General features: G+C 63.2%; 23 protein-coding genes and 1 pseudogene. 13 read left to right on the forward strand and 11 right to left on the reverse strand.

What is annotated here, in order from left to right:
* The first annotated feature begins 240 nt into the window (after nucleotides 1-240).
* Nucleotides 241-996 carry an RAD55 family ATPase gene (locus IEX72_RS06725; RefSeq protein ID WP_188786611.1) on the forward strand — a complete coding sequence of 252 codons (756 nt, stop codon included), beginning with the start codon at nucleotides 241-243 and terminating at the stop codon, nucleotides 994-996.
* A gap of 384 nt (nucleotides 997-1380) precedes the next feature.
* Here IEX72_RS06725 and IEX72_RS06730 read toward each other — a convergent pair whose 3' ends face one another.
* From IEX72_RS06730 to IEX72_RS06740, 3 genes are all read right to left on the reverse strand, one after another.
* The gene (locus IEX72_RS06730; protein WP_188786612.1) at nucleotides 1381-2031 is read right to left on the reverse strand and encodes an archaellin/type IV pilin N-terminal domain-containing protein; all 651 of its coding nucleotides are present in this window, start codon (nucleotides 2029-2031) and stop codon (nucleotides 1381-1383) included.
* Between the two features lie 12 nt (nucleotides 2032-2043).
* A complete protein-coding gene (locus IEX72_RS06735) occupies nucleotides 2044-2703 on the reverse strand; it encodes an archaellin/type IV pilin N-terminal domain-containing protein (protein WP_188786613.1) in 660 nt (219 codons plus the stop codon).
* A 291-nt stretch (nucleotides 2704-2994) separates the two neighbouring features.
* Nucleotides 2995-3333, reverse strand: a complete 339-nt coding sequence (locus IEX72_RS06740) for an ArsR/SmtB family transcription factor (protein WP_188786614.1) — start codon at nucleotides 3331-3333, stop codon at nucleotides 2995-2997.
* A gap of 221 nt (nucleotides 3334-3554) precedes the next feature.
* Here IEX72_RS06740 and IEX72_RS06745 point away from each other — a divergent pair, with 221 nt between their 5' ends.
* The 6 genes from IEX72_RS06745 to IEX72_RS06770 all read left to right on the forward strand — a co-directional run bounded on the left by IEX72_RS06745 (nucleotide 3555) and on the right by IEX72_RS06770 (nucleotide 8889).
* The gene (locus IEX72_RS06745; RefSeq protein ID WP_188786615.1) at nucleotides 3555-4118 is read left to right on the forward strand and encodes a DUF7500 family protein; all 564 of its coding nucleotides are present in this window, start codon (nucleotides 3555-3557) and stop codon (nucleotides 4116-4118) included.
* Between the two features lie 84 nt (nucleotides 4119-4202).
* Entirely contained in the window at nucleotides 4203-4571 is a 369-nt protein-coding gene (cheY, locus tag IEX72_RS06750; protein WP_188786616.1) for a chemotaxis protein CheY, read from the forward strand.
* Nucleotides 4568-5803: a chemotaxis protein CheC gene (locus IEX72_RS06755; RefSeq protein ID WP_188786617.1), complete on the forward strand. Its 1236-nt coding sequence runs from the start codon at nucleotides 4568-4570 to the stop codon at nucleotides 5801-5803. The genes cheY and IEX72_RS06755 overlap by 4 nt, the downstream gene beginning before the upstream one ends.
* 97 nt (nucleotides 5804-5900) lie before the next feature.
* Complete coding sequence (locus tag IEX72_RS06760) at nucleotides 5901-6428, forward strand: chemotaxis protein CheD (RefSeq protein WP_188786638.1); 528 nt, start codon at nucleotides 5901-5903, stop codon at nucleotides 6426-6428.
* A gap of 99 nt (nucleotides 6429-6527) precedes the next feature.
* Complete coding sequence (locus IEX72_RS06765; protein ID WP_188786618.1) at nucleotides 6528-7253, forward strand: competence/damage-inducible protein A; 726 nt, start codon at nucleotides 6528-6530, stop codon at nucleotides 7251-7253.
* A 544-nt stretch (nucleotides 7254-7797) separates the two neighbouring features.
* Entirely contained in the window at nucleotides 7798-8889 is a 1092-nt protein-coding gene (locus IEX72_RS06770) for an ATP-NAD kinase family protein (RefSeq protein ID WP_188786619.1), read from the forward strand.
* A gap of 173 nt (nucleotides 8890-9062) precedes the next feature.
* Here IEX72_RS06770 and IEX72_RS06775 read toward each other — a convergent pair whose 3' ends face one another.
* From IEX72_RS06775 to IEX72_RS06795, 5 genes are all read right to left on the reverse strand, one after another.
* On the reverse strand, nucleotides 9063-10118 hold the full coding sequence (locus IEX72_RS06775; protein WP_188786620.1) for a dipeptide epimerase: 1056 nt from the start codon (nucleotides 10116-10118) through the stop codon (nucleotides 9063-9065).
* Nucleotides 10115-11158 (reverse strand): DUF1611 domain-containing protein, encoded by a 1044-nt coding sequence (locus tag IEX72_RS06780; protein ID WP_229663764.1) that lies wholly within the window; start codon nucleotides 11156-11158, stop codon nucleotides 10115-10117. The genes IEX72_RS06775 and IEX72_RS06780 overlap by 4 nt, the downstream gene beginning before the upstream one ends.
* A gap of 821 nt (nucleotides 11159-11979) precedes the next feature.
* A complete protein-coding gene (locus tag IEX72_RS06785) occupies nucleotides 11980-12984 on the reverse strand; it encodes a proline racemase family protein (RefSeq protein WP_188786621.1) in 1005 nt (334 codons plus the stop codon).
* Nucleotides 12985-13150: 166 nt separating this feature from the next.
* A complete protein-coding gene (dapA, locus tag IEX72_RS06790) occupies nucleotides 13151-14032 on the reverse strand; it encodes a 4-hydroxy-tetrahydrodipicolinate synthase (protein ID WP_188786622.1) in 882 nt (293 codons plus the stop codon).
* A 73-nt stretch (nucleotides 14033-14105) separates the two neighbouring features.
* The gene (locus tag IEX72_RS06795; protein WP_188786623.1) at nucleotides 14106-15233 is read right to left on the reverse strand and encodes an NAD(P)/FAD-dependent oxidoreductase; all 1128 of its coding nucleotides are present in this window, start codon (nucleotides 15231-15233) and stop codon (nucleotides 14106-14108) included.
* A 388-nt stretch (nucleotides 15234-15621) separates the two neighbouring features.
* On the opposite strand from IEX72_RS06795, the gene IEX72_RS06800 reads away from it, so the two are divergent.
* The 5 genes from IEX72_RS06800 to IEX72_RS06820 all read left to right on the forward strand — a co-directional run bounded on the left by IEX72_RS06800 (nucleotide 15622) and on the right by IEX72_RS06820 (nucleotide 22348).
* A complete protein-coding gene (locus IEX72_RS06800; protein WP_188786624.1) occupies nucleotides 15622-16971 on the forward strand; it encodes a branched-chain amino acid ABC transporter permease in 1350 nt (449 codons plus the stop codon).
* Nucleotides 16972-16975: 4 nt separating this feature from the next.
* A complete protein-coding gene (locus IEX72_RS06805) occupies nucleotides 16976-18679 on the forward strand; it encodes an ABC transporter permease subunit (protein ID WP_188786625.1) in 1704 nt (567 codons plus the stop codon).
* Nucleotides 18676-19647: an ABC transporter ATP-binding protein gene (locus IEX72_RS06810; protein WP_188786626.1), complete on the forward strand. Its 972-nt coding sequence runs from the start codon at nucleotides 18676-18678 to the stop codon at nucleotides 19645-19647. Before IEX72_RS06805 ends, IEX72_RS06810 begins: the two co-directional genes overlap by 4 nt.
* 479 nt (nucleotides 19648-20126) lie before the next feature.
* Entirely contained in the window at nucleotides 20127-21503 is a 1377-nt protein-coding gene (locus IEX72_RS06815) for an ABC transporter substrate-binding protein (protein ID WP_188786627.1), read from the forward strand.
* Between the two features lie 131 nt (nucleotides 21504-21634).
* A complete protein-coding gene (locus IEX72_RS06820) occupies nucleotides 21635-22348 on the forward strand; it encodes an ABC transporter ATP-binding protein (protein ID WP_188786628.1) in 714 nt (237 codons plus the stop codon).
* A gap of 79 nt (nucleotides 22349-22427) precedes the next feature.
* Here IEX72_RS06820 and IEX72_RS06825 read toward each other — a convergent pair whose 3' ends face one another.
* Nucleotides 22428-23294: a hypothetical protein gene (locus IEX72_RS06825; RefSeq protein WP_188786629.1), complete on the reverse strand. Its 867-nt coding sequence runs from the start codon at nucleotides 23292-23294 to the stop codon at nucleotides 22428-22430.
* Nucleotides 23295-23402: 108 nt separating this feature from the next.
* Here IEX72_RS06825 and IEX72_RS06830 point away from each other — a divergent pair, with 108 nt between their 5' ends.
* Nucleotides 23403-23885: a YbaK/EbsC family protein gene (locus IEX72_RS06830; protein WP_188786630.1), complete on the forward strand. Its 483-nt coding sequence runs from the start codon at nucleotides 23403-23405 to the stop codon at nucleotides 23883-23885.
* Nucleotides 23886-24353: 468 nt separating this feature from the next.
* Here the strand turns inward: IEX72_RS06830 and IEX72_RS06835 are convergent, their stop codons facing one another.
* Nucleotides 24354-24503: a hypothetical protein gene (locus IEX72_RS06835; RefSeq protein ID WP_188786631.1), complete on the reverse strand. Its 150-nt coding sequence runs from the start codon at nucleotides 24501-24503 to the stop codon at nucleotides 24354-24356.
* A gap of 19 nt (nucleotides 24504-24522) precedes the next feature.
* Nucleotides 24523-24890: pseudogene (locus tag IEX72_RS06840) on the reverse strand (hypothetical protein); the annotation flags it as partial.

The following is a 24890-nucleotide window of genomic DNA, read 5'->3' on the forward strand; positions in this document are numbered from 1 at the left end:
TAGCATTCACCGAGATATCCTTTCGTTAGTACAAGAAGGTTCGCCCGAAATTATCGCTCCTGATATACCGACAGACGGGTCGTGGCGGAGCGCCCAAACCCGCCGGATTCGGCGGCATCGAGCGGGGGTGAGTGTGCGCAACAGAGCTGCTCCCGTTTTGACATTTTCTCCGCGGAGGGAAGAATTATCCACGTGGGGAACGGATCGCGTATCAGACACCCTTCAGGAAGGGACCACACTATGCCAGAATTCGTCAAAACCGGCGTCGAAGGGCTCGACTCCATTCTCAACGGAGGGATCGTAGAAAACGCTGCCGTGCTGGTGAGCGGAAACCCCGGGACTGGCAAGAGCATTCTCGGGATGCAGTACCTCTACAATGGGGTCGAGATGTTCGACGAGGGCGGGATCTACCTCACATTCGAGGAGACCGCCGACGACATCAGCCAAGCCGGGCAGTCGATCGGGTTCGACCGCTGGGACGAGTTCATCGAGGAGGGCCGGATCAAGATCTACGACAAGCGCACACTGCTCCGCAGCGGCGACTTCTCCGACACGCTGGACACCATCCTCGGCGACCTCCAAAACACCAAGTACGACCGGCTCGTGCTCGACTCGCTGACGATGTTCCAGCTGTTCTTCGATGACGAAACCGAGCAGCGGCAGTATCTCCTGAAGTTCATCGACATCCTCAAAGACAGCGGGCTCACCTCGGTTCTGACAATGGAGCAGTCGGCGGTGTTTCCCGACACGGAGATCGGACTCGAGAACTTCCTGACCGACGGCAACATCTACCTCATCCAGTCGCCCGCCGGGTCCACGTCGAACCGGTATATCTGGGTGGCGAAAATGCGGAAACAGCCGATCGAGAACTCGATGTTCCCCCTGGAGATCGAGGAGGGCGGCATCCAAGTCTACGAGCAGGCCGCCGGGTTCTCCATGATGGGTGAGTCGCCACCGGGATTCGGCGAGGAGAGCCCCGGCGGCGGGTTGGAGTGACGGACCGCTGAATCCTGTCTCCCGGAGCCACGACGCCTTCCCGACGCCGTCCGACCACGACGCGACCCCCGTTGGCCAACGGTGTCCGGCCCTGTGGAGAACCGCTACCCGCGGGGCCCCGATGCTGGCGCTTCTCGGGTGGTTTCGCAAAAGGTGCTCGGCCGCGACCGACGACGAATCCGGTTGGTGAGTCCCTTGTTCTCCGGGCGCGTTGCCGAATCGTCGTGAGGGGTACCTGTCGAAGTCGTGTGTCGGGGTGGCTTCCCGAACATATCCGCCGTTGTGCGTCGTCGCAGCGTATGACCTCTACGCGACTCCGGGGCGCTCAACTCGAGCGCTCGAAAAGGCAGAATACGGCCGGACAGCGGGATAGCCGGGGAGTCGTTATATCGGGACCGGGTCGCCCTCTTCGCTACCGGCGAGTTGATCGGGCATCGTCAGCACCACTTCGGTAGTTCCACCCGATTGGGTCGTGATCTCAAGCTGGACTGTCTCACTCGGTTCCAGTCCGTCCCCGTCACTGTTGCCTTCGATATGCTCGGCGTTGATCGTCAACTCGTAGCGATCTTCGTTACTGTTTAGCACACCGAACGAGTCGTCGGAATCGGTCGCTTCGACCGGTGTGACGTTGAACGCGGTGTCGGTGCCCGGGTCACCATTGAGAGCGGCTGTATTGTTCGTCAGCGTTGCGACGTTATCCTCGCTCAGGTACTTTATCGTAGTCGCATTCAAGTCGGTTGCGTCCGCCCCTGAGGCGAGTCCAACCGTCAGAGTCAGGTTCGCGACTGACCTGTCACCGTCGGTTCCCTTGGGCCCAACCGTCGCGTGCTCGTTGATGACCTCTATGCGCTCGGTAACCTGGTCAACGCTCTCCTGTCCGGTGTCCTCTGCGGTTGCTTGGAGGAACCCGGCGGTGTTTACCAAGACACCAGCGGCAATTGCTGCGACCAGCACCATCGCGATGAACACGATGAGCGTGCCGATCCCGACCTGTGCACGGTTCTCCGATTCGCCGTTGAATTGTATGAATTCCATCATTGTGCTATCTTACAGTGGGACCGGGTCGTCGTCGTCCTCGCCGTTGAGTTGGTGCGGCATCGTCAAAACCACGTTCGTAGTCCCGCCGCTTCGGGTGGTGAGCTCTAGTTGTAGTGATTCACTCGTCCCGAGGCCGTTCTTGTCTGCCCCCTCGACGTTGGAGGCGTTGATCACGATCTCGAATCGGTCGCTCTCTTCATCCAGCACGGGATACGAGTCGCCGTTATCGTTTTTATCGACTACTGTGAACTCGTCACCTTGCAGAGACGTGATATTATTTCTATTGACCTCTGTCCCGGAATTAATAGTACTGTTGTTGTACACGAGGTTGGTCGCCGTGGTTTCGCTCGTGTACTTTATCGTGCTGTTCTGCAGAGCAAGTTCGCCCGACCCGGAAGACATCCGAACCGCCAACCGCAGCTCATCGATGGTAGCACTGTAGTTTGCAGGATCGCTGTCGTTGACGACGCCGTGTTGACTAACGACGTCGAGTCTGTTCGTCACTTGATTGACGCTCTCCTGTCCGGTGTCCTCCGCGGTCGCTTGGAGGAACCCGGCCGTGTTCACCAGGACGCCCGCCGCGATCGCGGCAACGAGCACCATCGCGATGAACACGATGAGCGTTCCAATGCCGACCTGCCCACGGTCGGCGTCAGTGTCGTTTATCATGTGTTGTGTTGTCTCCAGTCTGGCCCCGGCTTCGCGTCGGAATCGGGAACCGTCACCACCAGCTATCCAGAGTTCATATATAAAGTCACGGGGCCAGATATCACAGGTGATATCGGCTTTCAGTCCGGTTACTGTCGTCTCAGATGCCCGCTACCGACGTCTCAGCGGAGATCGGAGAACCTAGACTGAGCGGTCGAACCGGGTGGTGCGGGAACGAATCCGGCAGGGGGCGACGAACCCGGGAGACGCAGTCAGCGCGGTCGCACTGCGCCGACGCGCACCGACTAGCGGTCAGTCCTCGGATATGGTGCGCCACACGTCGTCGAGTTTGTTCTTGACTTCCGGGCGCTCTGTCACCTGAACGTTGAGTTCGTTGGCCTGGAAGTCGATGACGATTTCGTCGATCTCTCGGCGGTAGACGTTGGTCCGGCGGTGTTCGTCCGAGAGGACGCGATCGTGGAGCTCAAGCAGTCCGGCACCCGTGAGTTCCTCGATCCGACGGTAACACGTTGCAATCGGAATATCGAGGAGGTCACTGAACTCCTGTGCCGAGTGCGCCTGGTCGGCAGCGCGAAGGATGTCGGGATTGTACTCGTTCCCGAGGGCTTCGAGCGTCCTATCGGACTCCATAGACAATGAAGTATTTTATCGGGCATTACGTCAATGTGACGGTCACGGCCCCCGCGGTATTACTATTGATACCTGTCAGGTCTCCTCCCGGGACGACGAACGAGACGACGCACACTGGGGGTCGCTTCGGCCCCCACGAGACGAACCTAACCGCGACCCGCGCCGACGTCCCCGGTGACGGCCCCGATGGGCTTATGCCGACGCCGCAGACACCACGAGGTATGGCGCCGACGGACCCCCCGGATGACACACCGCGAGCAGCGCGCGGGGAAGAGGGGGTTGTCAGGCCCGAAGACCTCGATTACACCGCCTCCGAGCGGGTGGCGGAGCTCTCCGATGACCGGTACGTTGTCGCGACCGACGAGAGTCCCCCCTCGGTGGACGGCGACAGCGAGGATACAGACCCGAGCGCGGACGACACCGAGGACCGCGGCAGCGTCGCCCGCCAGCAGACAGCGCGGTACGTCTCCGACCGCGGCGCCGACTACGGGTTGGTGCTGACCGCGGCGGTCAACGGCGAGGTCGGCCACCTCGAGCACCACTCCGACGACGTCGCCGAGGCGTTCGGCGATCTGGCGACGTGGTACGCCTCGCGGGTCGATACCGACACCGACCCGGCGGAAGCGCTCGGGATCCTGCTTTTGGCGTCCGACACCCCGGTCTCGTTCCCGGCGAAGTCGCTGGCACCGGTCCTGAAACAGCACGGGTTGACGCTCGACGATTCGATCGAAGACCTCGTGGCTGCGCTCGCCGGAGAGGGGTTGCGGATCCCGTCCGAGGAGTAGCTCACACCGGACCGGTGACGGTGTCTATATCAGGCGTGATAACCGGGGCGGTGCGTTTATACGCTGCATCTCGGAAGGTCGATTATGGCACGCTCCGTACTGGTTGTGGACGATTCGGCGTTTATGCGGAACCTCCTGAAACAGTTGCTCGAAGACGATCACGAAGTCGTTGGGGAGGCCGAAAACGGCGTCGAAGCGGTCGAACTGTACCACGAGCTCAACCCAGACGTGGTCACGATGGATGTGGTGATGCCGATCCGGGACGGAATCGAAGCCACCGCCGAGATCAAAGGTGATGATCCGGACGCGTCGGTCATCATGTGCACGTCCGTGGGGCAGGAGGAGAAGATGCGCGAGGCGGTCGCGGCGGGTGCGGACGGGTACATCACCAAACCCTTCCAGAAGCCGAACGTGCTCGAAGCCATCGACGACGTGGTGGGCGTCGAAGCATGAACCTCGATGTCGAGTCGTTGCGGACGTTCAGCAGCCTCGCTCACTCTGGCGCCGAGGAAGCCGCCGACTCGCTTTCGACGCTGACTGGATTCGACTCGCGCGTGGCGGTCACCAAAGTGGAGATGTCGACCCGATCGGACGTCGAACAGGAGTTCTGTGAGCGAGACTTGGTGTCGGTCCACATCGGTTTCTCCGGCGCGATTAACGGCCGCACCGTCCTCGCGTTCGACCGCGATCGCGCGGTCTCGTTGGTGGATTCGCTGGTCCCCGGCGCGTCAGACAACCCCGAGAGCGAACTGGCGACGAGCGGGCTGAAGGAGTTGGGGAACATTATGCTCGGCGGGTTCATTGACGGGTGGGCGGACTTCCTGGGTGAGGCCATCGACATCACCACCCCGACATACGTCGAATTGGACGCCGATCGGTCGCTCGTGGACGTGATCGACGCCGGCGATGACGCCACGGGTGAGGTGCCGTCCGGTGAGGGTCTCGGAGGCGACACCCCGGAAGCCGGGGCAAGCCACGTGCTCGCGTTTCAGAACCACCTCGAAACCGTCGACGAGGAGGCGGGATTCTACATCTACATGCTTCCCACCCGCGAGTCGGTCGGCCGGATCGTTGACGCAGCGGGCGACGCCGACGACGCGCTGCCGGTGGAGACGTTCACCACCTTCTCACAGATGATCACGGAGGGCGCCGGCCAGGCGTCGGAGGATCTGACCGCGATGACCGGTATCGACACCGATGTCGACGTGAGCAGGTTGAGTTTCGTGCCGATCGAGGGTGTGCCGATGCAGTTGACCGACGAGACCAGGCGGGGGGTCGTGTTGGAGTTCACCGGCACGCCGTCGGGATATATCGCGATCCTCTTCGATCCCGGGTCCGCCGAGAGCGTCGCCGACGCGCTGATGCCCGGAATGGACGCCGACCCCGCGATGCGGAAGAGCGCGATCCAAGAGATCGGCAACATCGTGACCTCGGGGTTTCTCGACGGGTGGGCCGACAGCCTGGAGACGACAATCGACATCTCGCCGCCGACCTACGTCGACGACATCGGGTCGGCGATCGTCGACCCCTTGGTGGCGGAGCTGGCGCAGACCCAAGAGTACGCGTTCCTGATCGATTCCGCGATCGCAACCCCCGACGAGACGTTCACGTGTGACATCTACGCGTTGCCGGACGAGCAGGAGCTCCGAACCGCGTTCGAGCGACTCGCGCCCGAGCCGAGCTGATGGCGTACCGCCCAGCGACTCCAATGACGACCGGTGTGTGGCCGCCGGCGATGGCCGTCGGACGGTCGCCGACCCCGGGCGGCTCACCCACCCACGCATGAAAGTCTACACCACCGATTCACCGACGCCGGAGCGCGTCAAAGTCGGCGTCGCGGAGTACGCCGTCGCGGAGGGCGAGGCGACGCTCGCGACGAGCGGGCTCGGCTCCTGCGTTGGGATCGCACTCGTCGATGCCGACGCCGGAGTCGCGGGCCTCGCGCACGCGATGCTCCCGTCGGTCGGGGACCGCGGGGTCGCGGCGACCGACGGCGGCGAAGACCGTCAGGTCGGCAAATACGTCGACACCGCTGTCCCCGGGCTGCTCGGCGAGATGGCGGACCGCGGTGCCGTTGCCTCCCGGGTCAAGGCTCGGCTCGCCGGCGGAAGCGCCATGTTCGATTTCAGTTCCAGTGACAGCGGCGTCGGCGAACGGAACGTCGCTGCCGCGGAGGCGGCGCTCGACGAACGCGACATCCCGGTCGTCGCGACCGACGTCGGGGGCGACTACGGACGGTCGCTGACGCTCGACGCCACAACGGGGGCGCTGTCGGTTCGGCGAGCCCACGGCGACGAACGGACGATCTGACCCGGGCGTGATCTGGGTCGGGCACGCGGCGCACGCGATCCGCACAGACCGGGTTCGGTCCGCCGAGTGGCTTTTGTCGGCCTCGGGCGTAGCGCAGGTATGCAGGTCGCAGTTGTCACCGTCGGGGACGAACTCCTCGCGGGGGACACCGTCAACACCAATGCGTCGTGGTTGTGCGAGCGGTTGACCGACAGCGGCGTCTCCGTCCGTCGGGTGACCACCCTCCCGGACGTCGTCGCGGACATCGCTCGCGTCGTCAACGAGTACCGCGCGGAGTACGACGCGGTCGTCGTCACCGGAGGCGTGGGACCCACCCACGACGACGTAACGATGGCAGGGGTCGCTGCCGCGGTCGGCCGCGACCTCGAGCCACACGCCGGCGCCCGGGAGTGGCTCACGGGGGAGAGCGGCTACGCTGCGGGGGACCTCGCCGACGGCACGACGGACCTCCCCAGGGGCGCGCGAATGATCCCCAACGACACCGGTGTCGCCCCGGGTGCGGCCGTTGAGGGGATCTACGTTTTCCCGGGTGTTCCCGGCGAAATGAAGGCGATGTTCGAGCGGGTCGAAGGCGAGTTCTCCGGGGCTGAGACCTACACCGCTTCGGTCGACGTCAACGAACCGGAGAGCGAACTGATCGACCGGCTGTCGGCCGTCAAAGAACGATTCGACGTCACGGTGGGGAGCTACCCTGGCGAGTCGGTTCGGGTGAAGTTCACCGGCACCGACGAGTCAGCCGTCAAGGACGCGCGCCGGTGGCTCGGCGCGCGAGTCGACGTGGCGCCGGACGCGTCCGACGGCGCGGTCAACGGGACCACCGAGTAGCCTGCGTCGCGACGCGGTCGGCACCTGTCGCGGGGCCGCCGACCGTCGGCCGGATCACCGGATCAGCAGGTAGATCCACGCGACCGTCATTGCGAGACAGAGCGCAAGCACGACCGCGCCGGTCTCCGCGATCGGAAGCGACGCCTCAGACGCGAGTGTGAACATACCCAGGGCTACCGCGACGCCAGTCTTAAACCTTCAGATGAGTCGATTGTAGTGTTCAGATAAGCTGGTGACCCTGTGACCACCCCGAAAGCCCCGCCGGCGGCGGCCGGTTAGCCAGCCCGTGTGGGCGGGACTGAACGGGGCCGGTCGCTCGTCAGCCGAGACGACGACCGCAACGTAATTATAGCCGACAGTATGAGGAGCGCAGCGAGTCGCAGGCGGGGAGGGACCTGCGGTCCCTCTGGCAGCCGGCGCAAAGTGCCGGCGACGGCGAGCGACCGGGGGCTTTCGAGGTGTCCCCAGTCGCACCGCCCTCATCTCAACACTGCCAGTCGATCCGACCGGCGGGCTTTTCACCACACCCCCGCTGGATCCGGGTATGCGGATCGGGTTCGTTGTCAACCCCATCGCGGGGATGGGCGGTCGGGTCGGGCTCAAAGGGACCGACGGGAAGGTCGACGAGGCGCGGCGCCGGGGTGCCGAACCGCGCGCGCCGGTGCGCGCGCGTCGGGCGCTCGATGCGCTGTCCGACCGCATCGCGGCGGGGCACGGCGGGAGCGACGCCGACCTCGAACTCCTCGCGTGGGGCGGGGGGATGGGCACTGACGCCGCCCGCGCGGCGGGGTTCGAGCCGACGGTGCTCGGGTCGCCCGACAGCGGGGACACGACCACCGCGGACACCGAGCGCGCGGTGGCCGCGTTCGTCGACGCCGGCGTCGACCTCGTGGTCTTCGTCGGCGGCGACGGGACCGCCGGGGACGTCGCGGCCGCGGTCGAGGGCACCGAAACGCCGATCCTGGGAGTGCCGGCGGGCGTGAAGGTCTACTCCTCGGTGTTCGCGGTCTCCCCGGAAGACGCCGCCGAGATCGTCCGGACGTTCGAGCGGACCGAGCGCCGCGAAGTGATGGACATCGACGAGGACCAGTATCGCGACGGCGAGGTCAACCCCGAACTCCGCGCGGTCGCGTGGGTGCCCGTCGCCGAGGCGCTCCAGTCCTCGAAACAGCTCGGCGGCGGCAACGTGGAGGCGCTGGCCGCGGGGGTCGCCGACGACATCAGAGCGAGCGGGAAGACCATCGTCCTGGGTCCCGGGAGCACCGTCGGCGCGGTCAAGGCTGAACTGGGCTTCTCGGGATCACCCATCGGCGTCGACGTCTGGCGGGACGGCGAGGTGGTCGTACTCGACGCGACCGAGACGGACCTGCTCGAGGTCCTGGATCCCGACGCCGACAACACCATTGTGGTCTCCCCGATCGGCGGCCAGGGGTTCGTGTTCGGCCGCGGGAACCCGCAGCTGTCGCCGGCAGTGATCCGGCGGTGTGACGTCGAGGTCGTCGCCTCCGCCTCGAAACTCGAGACGATCTCGGAGCTCCGTGTCGACACCGACGATCCCGACCTCGACGCCGACCTCCGCGGGTGGACGAAAGCCCGGATCGGACGGGTGGAACGGCGGATGCTGAAGATCGTGTGAGGCGGCGTCTCGACTCATACGGATTATTGTAGCCAATTACCGGTCATCGCCAGAGACGGGGTCGGCGATGACGGGTAATTGACTACAATAAGCAGCCACGCGGACGCTGACGTGGTTTCAGCACAGCCGTGGGTGAGAACTACTAGTTCACGCATCGGCGGCCAATCAGTAGTCTACCGATCTGGCGTAACGCCGTGTCCCGGCCCCACGGGGTGAATTTCGGGGTCGAACGCGGTCTCGGCGACGCCCTGATCGAGCAACAGGTTTCCATCGAGGTCGACATAACTGAACCCTCCGAGTCCGGCGACAACGTGGGCACTCGTGTGGATGCCGACGGCACTTTCGAGCATACACCCGATCATCACGTCGAGATTGGCGGCTTCAGCAACGGACGCAATCGCCATCGCACCCAACGCCCCGGACTTTCCGAGCTTCACGTTCAGTATATCGGCCGCGTCCGACCGCACGACAGCGAGCGCGTCGGCCGGTGAGAACACCGATTCGTCGGCAGCAACCGGGACATCAACGTGGTTCCGTGTGTACGCGAGCCCGGACAGGTCGTCCTTGTCGACCGGTTGCTCGATGAGCGCGAGATCGATACCGCGAGTATCAACCTCAGTGGCGAACTGTTTCGTTTCTTTGGGGCTCCATCCCTGGTTTGCGTCAATCTTCAGGACAGCATCCGGTACGGTGTCGTGGACGGCAACGATCCGTTCGATATCGGTCGCGACATCGTTTCCCGCCTTGATTTTCAGGTGGTCGAACCCTGCATCTGCGGCTTCTTCGGCCTGCAACGCTGCTTCCTCGGGGGGAACGATCGGGATTGTTAGATCAGTCTCGACGGTCTCGGGCATCCCACCGAAAAGCTCCGCGAGTGGGATCTCCTGCTCGCGACAGTATGCGTCGAGAATCGCCGTCTCGACCGCGAAGGTTCCCGAAACAGCACCGGGGAAGGCGTTCCGCACGTCAGAGACGAGTCCGCGGTAGTTCCGCACCTCCCGCCCTTCGACAATCTCGGCCGCCGACTTTGCGATCGCAACCGCTGCCGGCTGGGTCTCACCTGTGACGGGTGGCAGCGGTGAGCCCTCACCGTACCCGTGGATGCCCGACTCAGTCTGGACGGTCACAATGAGGTTGCGTGCTGATTCCCGGACGCCAAGGGAGATCTCGAACGGCTCGGAAAGCCGATGCGCAACCGCGTCGACGGTAACCTGTTCGATCGCGGTCATAGTACGCTCCGAACGGCCTTCAGAAGCTGTTCAGTACCGCCTTCGTGGTACGTGTTCGCGGCCGGGAGATCATATTTGTCCGACTCCGTGTCCGGGTCGCCCCACGTGGACAGAGCGGTGACCGTCGCGTCGGATACTGCTTCGATAGCCCGGCGCTCCTGTTCGACCCCTGTCACTGAAAACCGGTCGAAGTGGGTCCGTCCGGTGCGGTCGGGGTCGTCGGCCAACACGACCGCGTCCGGATTTGCGCCGTGGAGGATCGAGATTGTGACGCCGGCGTACGCCGGGTGAGTGAGTGCCGCCTGTCCCTCAACGAACACGATCTCGTGAGCTTCCGCAACGCTGCAGACGAGATCCTCAACGACACCGGCAGTAAAGTCAGCGGGCACGCGGTCGATGACGACGCCGCGTTGGGCACCGACCATAATTCCCGTCTGCCCGGTCGCGACCCACCCCGCGTCGAGGCCGGCCGAGTGCGCGGCCCGGTACAACTCGAACGTCGTCGTGCGCTTGCCAACCGCGCAGTCGGTGCCCATCGTCACGACGACGTCGGCGCTGATATCCTTGCTGCGTCCGTCAGCCACGCGGAGGTCCGCTTCGGCCGGCGGTTTGCGAACGTCGAACAGTTCGACACCGCACTCGCTGGCGAACTCGCTCCATTCCTCGTGGTCACTGAGGAACATATGGAGTCCGGAGATGACGTCACAGCCCTCACGCATTGCATACTTGATGTCCGCAACCCACGACTCCGGCAACTCCCCTCCCGCTGGAGCGACGCCAATAACGAGCGCCTCTGCGTCCGGTGCGTAATCGAGGGCAGACCGGATACTGTCGACGACTGGCACGTCGGGCACACCCTCACGGCCGAGTACCGCGTCGGCTGTGGTGCCCGCACGGGTCGAATCGACGACCACTCGGGCGTCGAAGAGTTCGCCGTGCATCACGATGCCGTGCGCGGTCTTTCCCGAGGGCGTCCCGAACGCCCCCTCTGCAAGGACGACAGCCGGCGTTTCTGGGTCAAATGTCGAGTAGAAATTCACAGATGTAAATATGTGGCCTCATATGAAAATCCATCCGATTACGGAGAATCGAGGAGAAAGCCCCATGCTTTAGCGCGGGGATGAACCCGACAATTGATGACGCAATCCACTGACGATGTTCATCTGAGTTTGAAACGGGAGTTTAAATCGGCTTCAACACTATATGTGATGATGGTCTTCCCCACCCACGTCACGACGGTTTCACCGTCATCTGGTCTTCGACCAGTGACCGTGGTGGGTACCAAAACCAGACCCACTCCGCCACGTCCTCTTCACGGAGACGCGACTGGCGGTACCCAGTCGGCTGAATACCCGACCGTTGATACTGTCGGCTATAGTCGCGTGACGTATTTCGACACCCCGGGGTGTCGAAAATCTTCACGTAGTTATAGCCGACAGTATGAGGGATTCGGTGTTCCTGTTGACGCGTCCAGCGCGTCTGGATGGGAAGGCCCCGTTGACAGGGCTGTATCCGTTGCAATGCACGTTCTCGGTCATAATTGGACGGCTACCGTTGAGGGGTCACGCGAAAGCGTGCTTGAACCCCGAGGAAACACGGAGCCTCAAACTCCACCTCGTGGAATCCTCGCGCTTTAGCGCGGGGAGGATGTCAAACGAGACAGCGGAACGTTCCACGGAGGCGTGACGGCGCCCGGGTGCGTCACTCCGCCAACCTCGTTTCACAGTCCCGTTCGGACAGTACCGACGAGGCAGACCGGTTCGCTACGTGTGGGCTGCTCGCCACTCTCAGCCAGCGGTCGCACAACACGGGTCCAAACACGTCGATGCTGTTCTCCGACCGGAAACGGGGCGGACCCCAGTTACGTGGAGATATCGAAGCTGTGGACGGAGTCCGCGGGGTCCAGCAGAAACGTGTGCTTGGCGACAATGTACGCCGAACCCCTGATTTCGGCGTTGGTGACGGTATGGCCCGCCCGGTGTTCGACCGCACGAAGCCGGCCCTCGAAACGCGTGCCGATGACGCTCTCGTGGCGGTACGGTTCGCCGACAGCTAACTCCTCCTTCGAGTGGAGGAGGGTCATCTTCCCGCAAGTACCGGTTCCACACGGGGACCGGTCGACCGCACCCGCAGAAAAGACGACGATGTTGCGGTCGGCATCCGCCCCCGGTTCGTAGAACTCCGTATGGTCGACAACGAGTTCTTCGCCCGAGAACGGGTCCTCAAATTCGCTCGCCTCGTTCACGCGTTCGCGGACCTCGACGCCGTAGTCGACGAACGCATCCGTGTTGTCGGGAGCGACGTGACGATCGAACGCCGTGGCCGGTACCATCGCGAAGACGTTGCCGGCGTAGACGACGTCGACAGGGACAGTCACCGAGTCACCGTCGATATCCATCGGGAGTGTCATCGAGTCCAGCACGTACGAAGTGACGTTCTCGACAGTCACGTGCTCAACCTGTCCGTCGTCCGAAATTTCGGGGTCGGCCGTTACCAGTCCCGCTGGTGTCTCGACCGTGACCGCACCATCTGGGTTGAGGTACCCCGTTTCGACGAGCGCGGTCACAACACCCATAATCCCGTGTCCGCACAGGTCCTTGTAGCCGCCGTTATCGATGAAGAAGACCCCAATATCGGCCGCTTCAGCGGCCGGCGGGACGAGTATCGCCCCGTACATGTCGTCGTGACCTCGCGGCTCTTTTATCAGCAGGCGGCGCAGGTCGTCGGCCTGCTCGCGGAACCGGTCACGCTGTTCCTCGACGCTGCCGCCGGCGAACCGGTCCTTATTCAACCCTCCGGTGACGACCCGCGTGGGTTCACCGCCGGTATGCGTGTCGACCGCCTCGATCAGAACGTCGGTTTGCACGTCTCCACTCATTGGGGGACGGCGTAATGAAGGTTGACCTGTCCCGGGATGTCGTAGCGCCGACAAGCCTCCGTATCCGACGTGATATGGCGCTTCCGACGGTTGTGCTCATACTGTCGAAAATCGTCGCGTCGGTATATCCAGTATCAGTTCACAATGCATACGATCACTCGTACCTGAATCCGTCGACGGTGGCGACGACTTGGTCTGCCTGCTCGTCGTCGAGTCCGTACTGCGGGGCACGGACGTTCGCGGGCGCGTGTCCGAGGTGTTCTAGCGCGGCCTTGACAGTTATCTGGGGATTCTTCGTGAGGAGGCCATCCTCGAGCGCGAGGATCTCGTGGTGAATCGCCGACGCCGTCTCCCGGTCGCCCTCCTTCGCCGCCGCGACCAGTTCCGCCACGGCCCCGGGGACGACGTTCCCGCAGATCCCGATAAGCCCCGTCGCTCCGGCGTTGATCGCCGGCCACGCCAGCGAGTCCCACCCGGATAGGACGTCGAAGTTGACCTCCTCAGTGCGGCGAATCAGCTCGTGAATCTGCTGTATATCGCCCAGTGAGTCCTTGATACCGACGATATTGGGATGGTCGGCCAGTTCGGTCACGACGTCGGGGTCCATATTGAACCCGATCGCTGCGGGAAAGTTGTACAGTAGGATCGGAATGCCGACCGCGTCGGCCACGTCCTGGTAGTGGCGGACGATATCTCCGTCGCTCGGCGCGCTGTAATACGGCGCGTGGACTAACGCGGCGTCGGCGCCGACATCTGCCGCGTGACTGGTCAACTCGATGACCTCCCAGGTCGACGGCGCTCCAGTCCCGGCGATGACCGGCGTCGACGCCTCGTCGGCCACGAACTCGATGACGTTGCGGTGTTCCTGCGGACGCAATGTGGACCGTTCGCCTGTCGAACCGCACGGCGTGAGCCCGGTGACGCCGTTGCGCTCTAAGCGATCGATGTTGTCGGCCAGCGATTCGTAGTCAATGTCGCCGTCGTCGTCGAACGGCGTCACTATCGGGGGAAAAACGCCGTCGGTAACGTTATTCATACGTGTTCGACAGTCTCCCGCCGAGGTAATAATTGGGTATCCTTACAGTAACCTGGGGCACAGGTCAACAGATTCAGTCGTTGGCGGTCGACGCGACGCCATCGAAGCGCCCTAACCCGAGTGTCTCCAGTGGCTCGGGTTTCCGCCCGGTAGTGAGCCACTCTGCGAGGAGCTCGCCAACTGCGGGCGCGAGAGTGACGCCGTACCCGCTCATCCCACACGCAAGTATGTAGCCGTCGACGCGAGTTTCGTCGACAATGCATCGGCCATCGGGAGTGACCAGCCGGAGTCCGTTCCACTCGTTGGTGACATCGAAGTCCAACAGTCTCTCCAGATGCGTTCTGGTGGTAGTGTCCACCTGATCGTACATCGACTCGGGTATTGACAGCGCGCGGTTCGGGTTCACCCGCTCTGACTCCCCGTACTCCGTTGCAAGCTTCCCCGCGAACACCTGCGAGACCCCCTCCTCACGGAAATATAGGCCTTCCTCAAAGAAAACGAACGGGAGCGAACCGGAGCGATCGCCCGTGAGCACCAGCATCGGCCCCTCCGTGTGTCGCAGCGGTGCGTCGACGCCCACCAGTTCGTTCACGCCCGGCGCCCACGGCCCGGCCGCGTTGACCACAACGTCGGCCGGTCGGAAGCCGTCGCTCGTCTCGACCCCGGTCACCGCCCCGGCGTCCGTGGTGATGCCAGTCACCTCGACATCCGTCTCGACTGTCACGCCCGCCCGGCGCGCGTCGCCGGCGAAAAACTGGACGATTCCGCCGGGGTCCAGCACGCCGTCCTCGGGGAACCACAACCCACCGCGAAGACCGTCGCTTTCGATGCCGTGCTCGGCGATCTCGGCGGGTGAGAGGATATTCAGATCCAAGCCGAAAGACCCGAATACGCGCTGCATCTCCCGGATCGTCTCGTATTCGGCGTCGCTTTTGGCCAGATGGAGCGTTCCGATCTGGTCGAACTCGAGCGCGCCCTCGTCGATCCGCCTATCGTACCACTCCCAGGCGCGCTCACGCAGTTCGTGCGTCTTCCGGTCCGGTTCCTCTTGATGATGGGTAAGCATCGCGGCGGACTTCGCCGTTGTCCCGGCACCGAGGGCGTCCTTCTCAAGCAGGTGGACGTCACAGTCGGCTTCTCGGAGCTGATACGCGATGCTGGTGCCGATGATCCCCCCGCCGATAATGACGACATTCCGCATAGTTGCTGCTAGTAAATCAGTGGCAAAAAGATACGGTGTCGGGGGCGCTCCTCGGATCCGGTCGCCGAGTCACCCGAGGCCACCGCCGAACGGCACGCTTTGGCGTTATCGGGACAGTGTGCTCGCTACGACGTACTGTATTGATATGTTGGTCATTGCCTGCACGGGGTCGCTTTCTTCGATTCAATGGAGCCTCCGGCGATTTCCCCCCGACGCCGTCCGTGAATTCAACGGCGCCCCATCGGTGTCGGTTAGACGGACCCTACGGCGGTTGTATCCGACCGAGTGGCGGAGGTTTTAAATAGATGTGAACTACTCTCTATGCTAACTTGTGCCGCCCGAAACTGCACTCCTGCAAGCAATCGTCAATGGCATTGCAACGGGCAGTATGGTTGCCCTTGGTGCGATCGGACTCTCGATGGTCTACAGCATCGCGGAGGTCCCAAACTTCGCACACGGTGATCTGCTCACTCTAGGCGCGTATATGGCGCTCCTGGTAAACAAGCCGGGGAACGTTCCCCTGTTAGACACACTGACCACAGGTGGCCAGTCGGCGACGATGGGGGGGACTGCCGTCCTTTTCGCGCTCGGCGTGGTTGCGACTCTCGGAGCGATCTATATGCTCGGTGGCGTCGAGGCGTTGCTGGGGTCGTTTTGGCCGGTCGATGTGCCCGGAGGCGCTGCGTTGGCGGTCCACGTCGGACTCGGAGCAGCCGTCGGTGCCATCGCCTCGCTTGGTGTTCCATCGATAATCGCGGCGATGCTGTTTTCGGGCATCGTCGTCGCCGCCCTCGGACCGCTCCAGGAACGCTACGTCTTCGGGAAGTTCCGTGCGAAGGACATCTCCCTCGCGATGATGCTGGTGGTGTCGTTAGCGGTGGCGTTCGTGCTCCGGTTCACCATCCAAACAGTGTTCGGCAGCACGACCCGCAGTTACTCGCTCCAACCGGAAGTGGAGGTGTTTGGAAACAGCATCAACATGGTTGTCGTGAAGTTCTTCGACTTCTACGTCACGGGTGGCGGCTTCCTGCTGAACGTCTCCGACCCTGTCAGCGAGGCGGTGCTGTTCAACGGAGTGTTCTCCTGGGTGAGTATCCTGCTGATGTTCGTCGCGGCCGCCGCCGCAGGCTACGCCGGTTACCGGTATCGGCGCGGGACGCGGGCGATCCTCGGTCCATACCTACTTGGAACGATCGCCGGGATACTCGCGTTCGCAGTCATCGGCTTTTTGACGAACTCACCCGGTCCGGTTCCCCAAAGCCCGATCCACAGCACGCGCGTGCGACTCTCGGTACTTAATGGCGCCATCATCGTCTTGGCGCTCGGGATGATGGGCCTGCTCCACACGCTGTTGCGCGCGACGAAGGTCGGGAAGGCGATGCGGGCGACAAGCGATAACCGCGACTTGGCGGAGATCCGCGGCATCGACGTCGACCAGGTCACGATGGGTGTCTGGGTGATCGCCGGGTTGTTCGCCGGGGTTGGCGGAGCCACGCTGGGCGTCCTGTTCGGAACGCTCAAGATTACGATGGGATTCTTCATCCTGTTGCCGATGTTCGCCGCAGTCATCCTGGGTGGCATTACGATCTACGGCGCACTGGTCGGTAGCTACATCGTTGGCCTGGCGATGGAAATCGGGATCTTCGCGCTGCCGTTGGGCGCGACGTACCGCACCCCGATGGCGTTCGTGGTGCTGATACTGGTCTTGCTTCTCAAGCCGGAGGGAATTACGGGGTAATACAATGGCAACTGCTGATATACTCGTGTCGCTGGTCGTACTGGCGATGTTCTACTCGATCCTGTCGCTCGGGATGAACATCAAATACGGACACACCGGACTGCTCGACTTCGGTCACGTCGGGTTCTACCTGATCGGCGCGTACACCGCCGCGCTCCTCGTCATCCCGGCGGACGTCGGGGGGCCCAGTACGGTCTACCTGTTCGGGCTGGACCTCCCGTGGGTGGTGGGCGTCCTCGCAGCGATGGTCGTGGCTGGTATCGTCGGAGCGATCGTCGCGTTGCCGACGATCCGCCTCCGGGAGGACTACCTGGCGATCACGGTGTTGGGCGTCGCGACCATCTTCCAGCGGATCATCCAGGCGGAGACGTGGCTGGCCAACGGCCCGGACGCGCTCCGGGGCATCACTCCGCCACTCATCGACAAGTTCCCGGTCGACGGGCAGTCAACCCTGGGACTCGTCCTCATCGCGCTCATCTGCGGTACGGTCTGGGTGCTGACGACGCTGGGTCTCGGACGGATACGGGAGACCCTCGCGGAGGCCGACCGGTCGGTCGTCGGGGGGGCGACCGACACATTGTACGCGATCGGCCTGCTCGGAACCGAACGGGTGCTCGGAACCGAGCGCATGGGCGATTCGACCGGTGAAAACGTCTCCGAGCCGACAACTATCGGGTCCGAGGCGACCACGCAGTTTCGGATGTCGGTCTTGGCGGGCGGTATCGTCGCCGTTGCCACCGCTATCCTGGCTGGGATCAGCACCCGGGGCGGTCTCTTGGCTGTTGGAACCATCATCTCGGTGTACACCTGGCTCGTCCTCTTGGCAGGAATCAACAGTTACGCCAACTTCGACGGAATGGATTACGTCGCCACGCTCGCGTTGGGGACCGGTTATATGCTGGCGTTGGCGCCGATGTACTACCTGGACTCGTTGATCATCTGGCTTCCGCTGACGCTGGGCGCGTTCGCGGCCGTTATCGGGGGTACCGTGTACCTCCGCCGGAACTGGTCGCGGTTCTCCGCACGTCCGTTCAGGTACGGGTTGTTCATCGGCGTCTGGTTCGGTGCCATCTGGTACTTCCCGATCCAGGTGCTCACGCCGCTTCTCGACGGGAACCTAATGAGCGCCGCGACCACCGTGTTCAACAACGTGGTGTGGATGCTATCGTTCTCCGGCCAGACGCCGCAGGTCGGGTACTCGCGGTTTACCCTTTTCCTGTTCGGTAGCATCCTCCTGGTGGTGCTGTACCTGATGGAACTGATCGTCGAGTCACCGTTCGGTCGCGTCCTGCGAGCGGTCCGCAACGACGAGCGCGTCGTCAACTCGCTGGGCAAGGACCCGTTCCTGTACAAGATCCAGAGTATGGCGCTCGGATCGGCGCTCGGCGGCCTCGCCGGCGCGCTGGCGGCAATGTACTTCCAGGTGCTCGTCTTCACGATGTTCGCTCCGCGCGTGACGTTCATCGCGCTACTGATTATGTTCCTCGGCGGCGTCGGCAACAACCGTGCGATGATCGTCGGCGCGTTCCTCTTCTGGGCGTTCCAGACGGCGACAACCGAACTGGCCGGGTTCGTCGCAACGGACCTCCGAACGAACTTCCAGGCGTTCCGGTTCGTCCTGATGGGGCTCCTGTTCCTGCTGATCCTGTACTACCGGCCGCAGGGGCTCATGGGCGAGCGGTCCAGAGCGGAGGTGAGCGAACAGTGAGCGACGCACCGATCCTCGAAGTCGAGAACCTGCAGAAGAAGTTCGGCGGGATCACTGCTGTCGACGGCGTCTCGTTCACGCTTGAGACCGGCAAGATCACGGGCCTGATCGGGCCGAACGGCGCAGGCAAGACGACAACGTTCAATCTCATCAGCGGCTTCTACAAGCCCACGGGCGGCACCATCCGGTTCAACGGCACCGACACACAGGAGATTATGCGGCCGTCGTCGGCCGAACGGTCGATCTGGACCGGTGCCTCCGCCAGTAGCATCGGGATCCTGGGGATCGGGGCGGGACGAGTGCTGTTCGGCGCGTCCCCCAGCGTCCTAGCCGGTGGCGCGGTCGTCGGAGCCGGTGCCGGTATCGGCCTGTACCTCGGCCAAGGCGCCTACCGGAACCGAAGCGAGGGCACCAAGCACTCCCGGCCGTTCCAACTCGCACAACAGGGGATGATCCGGACGTTCCAGATCACACGGGAGCTCACCGAGATGACCGTCCTGGAGAACCTGTTGCTCGCCCCGCAGGGGCAGATGGGCGAAAACATCGTCAACGCCGTCGTCAGACGGGACGCGGTCGCGGAGGACGAACGACAGCTCCGCGAGCAGACCGAGGAGGTTATCGACCTTCTTGAACTCAACCATCTCCGCGACGAGGAGGCCGGAAACCTCAGTGGCGGCCAGCGGAAGCTACTCGAACTCGGTCGCGTGTTGATGCTGGAACCGGACCTGGTCCTGCTTGACGAGCCGGTCGCGGGCGTCAACCCCTCGCTCACCGACCGAATTATGGACGCGATCACCTCAATGCGGGACGAAGGCTACTCCTTCTGCATCGTCGAACACGAGATGGACGTTATCATGGAGATCAGCGATCGAATCGTCGCGATGGCCGAGGGTAAGAAGATGGCCGAAGGCCCACCCGAGGAGATCCAGGAGAACCAGCAGGTCCTCGAATCCTACCTCGGCGGGTGACCCGCTTCGGGGTTGGCCCGCGTCGCCTCCACTTACCGGTGCCCCGGCCGGAGGGTCGCAACGGCCCGGACAACGTCGCCGATCCGAACGCTATATCGGTGGGCGTATTTATGCTCGAAAACGTCGCTGAACGATGACCGGGTCGCTCACGGTCCACACTGCTTCAGTCCTATGCCCCCGCAATCGGATGGATAGCCGGTAGCAACCACTGCCGTTCCGTCGGCGCTACCGGGACAGGCCTCCCCGTCGCAACTACGACAAACGCTCACCGAATCGATACACCGTGCTTATTCTTATGATAATTCTGGACCGACAGTGTAAATACATAAGTTACTCCAGTTTGATAGACTTTATCACGGTGATGTGCCTCATGAAGGTGCAGATGGCGAACGTGGCAATCAGCCGTATCGGTGATAAGTATGTCTGAGGAGAACACGGACTCTAACGGAAGTCGTATTAACCGTCGACACTATCTAGCGATGACCGCAGCCGGCGTCTCCGCGATCGCGGGTTGTTCCGGTGGTGGCGGTGGTGGTGGCGACGACGAGGCAACCGAAACCGACGCGTCCACAGAAATGGACGATAGCGAGATGGAAGACGGCGGGGAGATGACCACGACGTCGGAGAGCGACATGGGCGGCGAGGCGATCCCGCTCGCGTCGTTCTGTCCGCTCTCCGGGGCGGGCGGCGCCTTCGGTCCGGGGCAACAGGCGGGGTTCAACCTCGCTGTGGAGGATATGAACAGCGCCGGTGGTGTGCTTGGGGGGCGGCAGTTCAACCCCATCAACCGGAACACGGAGACGAAGCCGTCGCGTGCCGCCTCAAAGCTCCAAACGGTGATCAGTAACGAGAATATTGAGGCGTTCGTCGGCACGTGGTCCAGCGGCGTCTCGGCGACGCTGGCTCCGATCGCCGCGGACAACGAGATCATGCAGATGGGGAACGGGACCACGAGCCCGACCCTCGCCTCGCAAGGATGGGTCGATACCGACGACGGCCAGCTAAAGTACATGGGCCGTACCTCGCCCAACGACGGCGCCCAAGGTATCGCAATGGGCGGAGTTATGAACGATACGATCGAGGCCGAGTCGGCGGCATTTATGTACGTCGATAACCCCTACGGTGCGGGCCTGGCCCGAAACGCGAGCGACGCGTTCGACGGCGAAACCACCGCGATGGTGCCCGTCGCGAAACAGACCAGCGACTACTCGTCGGCGCTGGACGAGGTGTTCGCCGACGACCCGGACGTGTTCGGGCTCGTCGTGTACCCGGCCAACGGCCGATCGATCCTGAAGCAGTGGAACCGCGGCGGCTACGGCGGCACCCTGCTGATGTCGGAGTCGATGTTCCTGCAGGACCTCTTCAACGACCTGTCGGACATCGTGGCGGACTCGTACATCACGACGGTCCGGCCGAACCGAAACCCGTCCTACGAATACTTCAACGGGGCGCTGCAGACCCGGATGGACCAGGAGCCGACGACGTTCTCGCATCACTCCTACGACTCGGCGATGCTCATCGGCCTGGCTGCGCACAAGGCGGGCGAGTTCAGTGGGACCGCGATCGCGCAGAACATCCAGTCGGTCTCGCGGCCGCCGGGTGAGGAGATCTTCGCCGGCAGCGAGGAGTTTGAGAAGGCCAAGGGGCTCATCGACGAGGGTACGGAGATCAACTACCAGGGTGCGTCCTCGAACACCAACCTGAACTGCTTCGTGGAGCCGTACAACCGGTTCTCGGGCAACCGCCTCGTGTCGGGCGACAGCGGCATTGATGTCGAGCGCGTCTCGTCAATCCCCGCGGACTTCTTCGAGGGCAAGCTGTACAGCGACGATATGATCTCGGAGTTCTGCAACTAAGCGGACCTCCCGACGCTTCCCGATTTTTTATGCTCCCAGCGGATCCACACCCGCAGCTACGCGAAACGCGCCGACCGCGGACTCGCAACCAATCGGTACATTGAGTATCCATCACAATACAGGAGTGACAAATGGGGATTCTCGAAGTGTCGAATCTCACGACCGGATACGGAGACGTAGAGATTGTCCACGGTGTCGATATCGAGGTCGAACCCGAAGAGATGGTCTGTATCATCGGCCCGAACGGCGCCGGGAAGTCCACGCTGATGAAGGGAATTTTCGGACTGATCGACCGCTGGGACGGCCAGGTCGTCCTCGACGGGCAGGATGTGACGGACTACCCTCCACACGAGATGACGAAGGTGGGCGGTAGTTTCGTGCCTCAGCGTAACAACATCTTTCCGAACCTCACCGTTAGGGAGAACCTCGAAATGGGAGCGTACACAGAGGAAGACGTGGATGAGACCGACTACCAGACGGTGTGGGACCGCTTTCCTATCCTCGAAGAGCGGCAAAACCAGAAGGTCGGCAACATGAGCGGCGGCCAACAGCAGATGGTCGCGATGGGTGCCGGGCTGATGATCGATCCGGACATCCTGCTTGTCGACGAACCGAGCGCCGGCCTCGCACCTGATCTCGTCGAGGAGATGTTCGAGCGGATTCAACGGATCAAAAACCAGGGAACGTCGGTTCTGATGATCGAGCAGAATGCCCGGCAAGCGCTGCGGTACTCCGATCGCGGGTACGTCCTTGATCAGGGCGAAAACAGTTTCGTCGGCACCGGGGAAGAACTTTTAGACAGCGACGAAATCCAGGAGCTGTATCTCGGCCAGGCCGGCGCGTAGCCGCGGTCCCGACCCTGTCAGGGAACGTCGGCCCCGCCTTCCACGCTGCGTTGCCGACGGCTTCAGCGCGTCGACACCGCTACGCCTCCTCGATCTCGAACACACGGGCGTCGCACGCTTGGCAGGTCACCACGAGAACATCGAGCGAGCGACAGCACGATTCGACGACGGACTGATCGACAGCCACGGGACCGTCACACGAGGGGCACCGCTCGAGAAAGAGCCGCAGTCCGGAGAGGATCCGCCCCCGGGACTGTACGGTGACCGACGGCCATACCCCGTATCGTCGCTGGAGAACGTCCGCAGCAGCCGTGTCCGCGAGTAACGCGGCACGGGACTCCCACAGCCCCACGCGCCGGCCGTCCACCCGTGCGAGAGACGCCTCCTCGTACTCTTCGACTGACAGTCGGTCCGGATCGACATCCAGCACCGTGGCCACGTCCGCCCGGGTCGCATCGGCGCTCCGCAGGTGTTCGATCTGCTCGCGCCACGCGGCCCGGAACGTGTCGGTCAGACAAAGGTCGTCTAGATCGTCGCACTCGGTCACCGCACCGGCGTCCAGCAGCACTGCCTCGACATCGACCTCCTTTCCGGAGGCGTCACCCGGAGGTGCGTCGGTCCCCGCCTTGTCGGCGCCGTGAGGATCGGCTGGTTGTCCGTTCCGATGCTCGAACCGGCGGAGGACCCAGTCGGGGAAGTAAGTCTCTGTCAACCACGGCGTTCCAGGGACGAGATACCCGCGGAGGTAGATGGCCACCTCGAAGACGACGAGTGCGCCTCCGGCGAGTACTGCTGCAGCACTGGGCCCGAGCGGTGCGGCGACCGCCCCGACCGCAACCGCCGCGGCCACCGCGAGAAGGCTGTTCACAACAGTACACGGCGTACATCTGTTTTCACCGGTGTACTGGGGCTCACGGACCCGATCAGGGATGCCGATGCGAGCCATCACTCCTATGTGAGGTGTGGCATCGATATGAAGGTTTTCGCGACGGACACCACTCGTCGATACGGGTGACCGACACGCATATTCCATCCGCGTCCGAGAGAAACCGGTATGCATCCTCGTTCGAGAGAGTTTCGCCGGCGCGCCGCCGAGGAATTCGACTTCGAGGTGGACGTCCACGAGTTCCCCGAAGGGACGAAGACCGCGGCCGACGCTGCCGACGCTGTCGGCTGCGACCTCGCACAGATCGCCAGCGCTATTGCGATGCGAGCAGGAGACCGACTCGTGGTAGTCGTTACCAGCGGTGCGAACCGCGTGGACGAACACAAACTGGCTGGGCTTGTGGGCGTCGACGAGGCCGATATCGGAATGGCTGACGCCGACGCAATCAAGGACGCCCTCGGGTGGGCAATCGGGGGCGTGCCGCCGTTCTGTCACGACACGCCGGTTCCGGTTTACATAGACAGGACGCTCACCGACTTCGACACGGTGTGGGCCGCCGCAGGAACGCCCCAGACACTCTTTCCCGTCGATCCGACGAAGCTGCGGACGTACGCGGACGCCGAGTCCGTTGACGTCGCCGCTCAGACGTGACTGAACGCTGTGGTCGTGGGGAACCGCGCTATGCTGTGGATTTCCGCCCCGGGTCCGGTCCCAGTCGGCGAGTTGCAGTCAACCGAACTGCATGAGTGTACCTGCCGACCTGCAAACTAATATGGTCGAATCGGAAGTCCTCTGCTTCGATGTCTACGGATCTATACACAATCAGCCCCACGTACGCGACTGCACCGCCGTTGGCCGCCGCGAGCGACGCTACCGCGAGACAGCCGCTACACGTCATAAGCGACAGGGCGATTGCAGGTTCGCACCCGAAGCGGCCCGAGACGACCCCGCCGGCGACCCCCCGGCGCTGTCCCCGAGTGCCACGAGCGACGCACCAGTCATGGCCGCAGTAGCCGGGAGTTGTGCGGCCTCGGCGGACGCGACTGATTTCCCGGCGATAATCAACCCGACGCCGTTGATAACGACAAACATACCCTACAACAGCCAAAACTGCTAGGTTCAAACCGCCTCCCGCCACGTGTACTCGCTCATCGCGTCCGACGAGGGTGGGGCGTCCGGGTGTTCGAGTTCCGCATCCCGGGCGCGCGAGTCGCCGCTGACATTCGCGTCCGCAGTCGATCCTGGATCAGTGCTTGTGGTGGGTTCCAATTCGGCGTTCTTTCATCCGTCAGGATCTCAAAAACGGAATACCGACGAGCGTTGTGACGTCGACAATTGCGGCCAACCCGAGCATCGTCTCGACGATGTCCGCGGTAACGCGGCCACGAGCGAGCGGAACTATGAGGAAACTCGCGCCCGCGTACGCGAACCCAACCAGACCAGTCGCCAGTCCGCGCCGGTCGTCGAACCACCTCGCCGGGGTGGTGATTGCGACAGTGTGAACTACCTCGGGGGCAAGCCCCGAGGCTTCACCGTGTTGGGACTGCACTGCGCCTGCAGGCGAATGTAATTCCCCCCGACCTTCCCTAGAGTGGGGTCGGCTGGAATTCACACCCGAACACTCGATGCGTCCGTGAGGGTCGGCGGCTCCACCCC

The sequence above is a fragment of the Halobellus salinus genome, from assembly GCF_014646875.1.
Lineage (GTDB): Archaea > Halobacteriota > Halobacteria > Halobacteriales > Haloferacaceae > Haloquadratum > Haloquadratum salinum.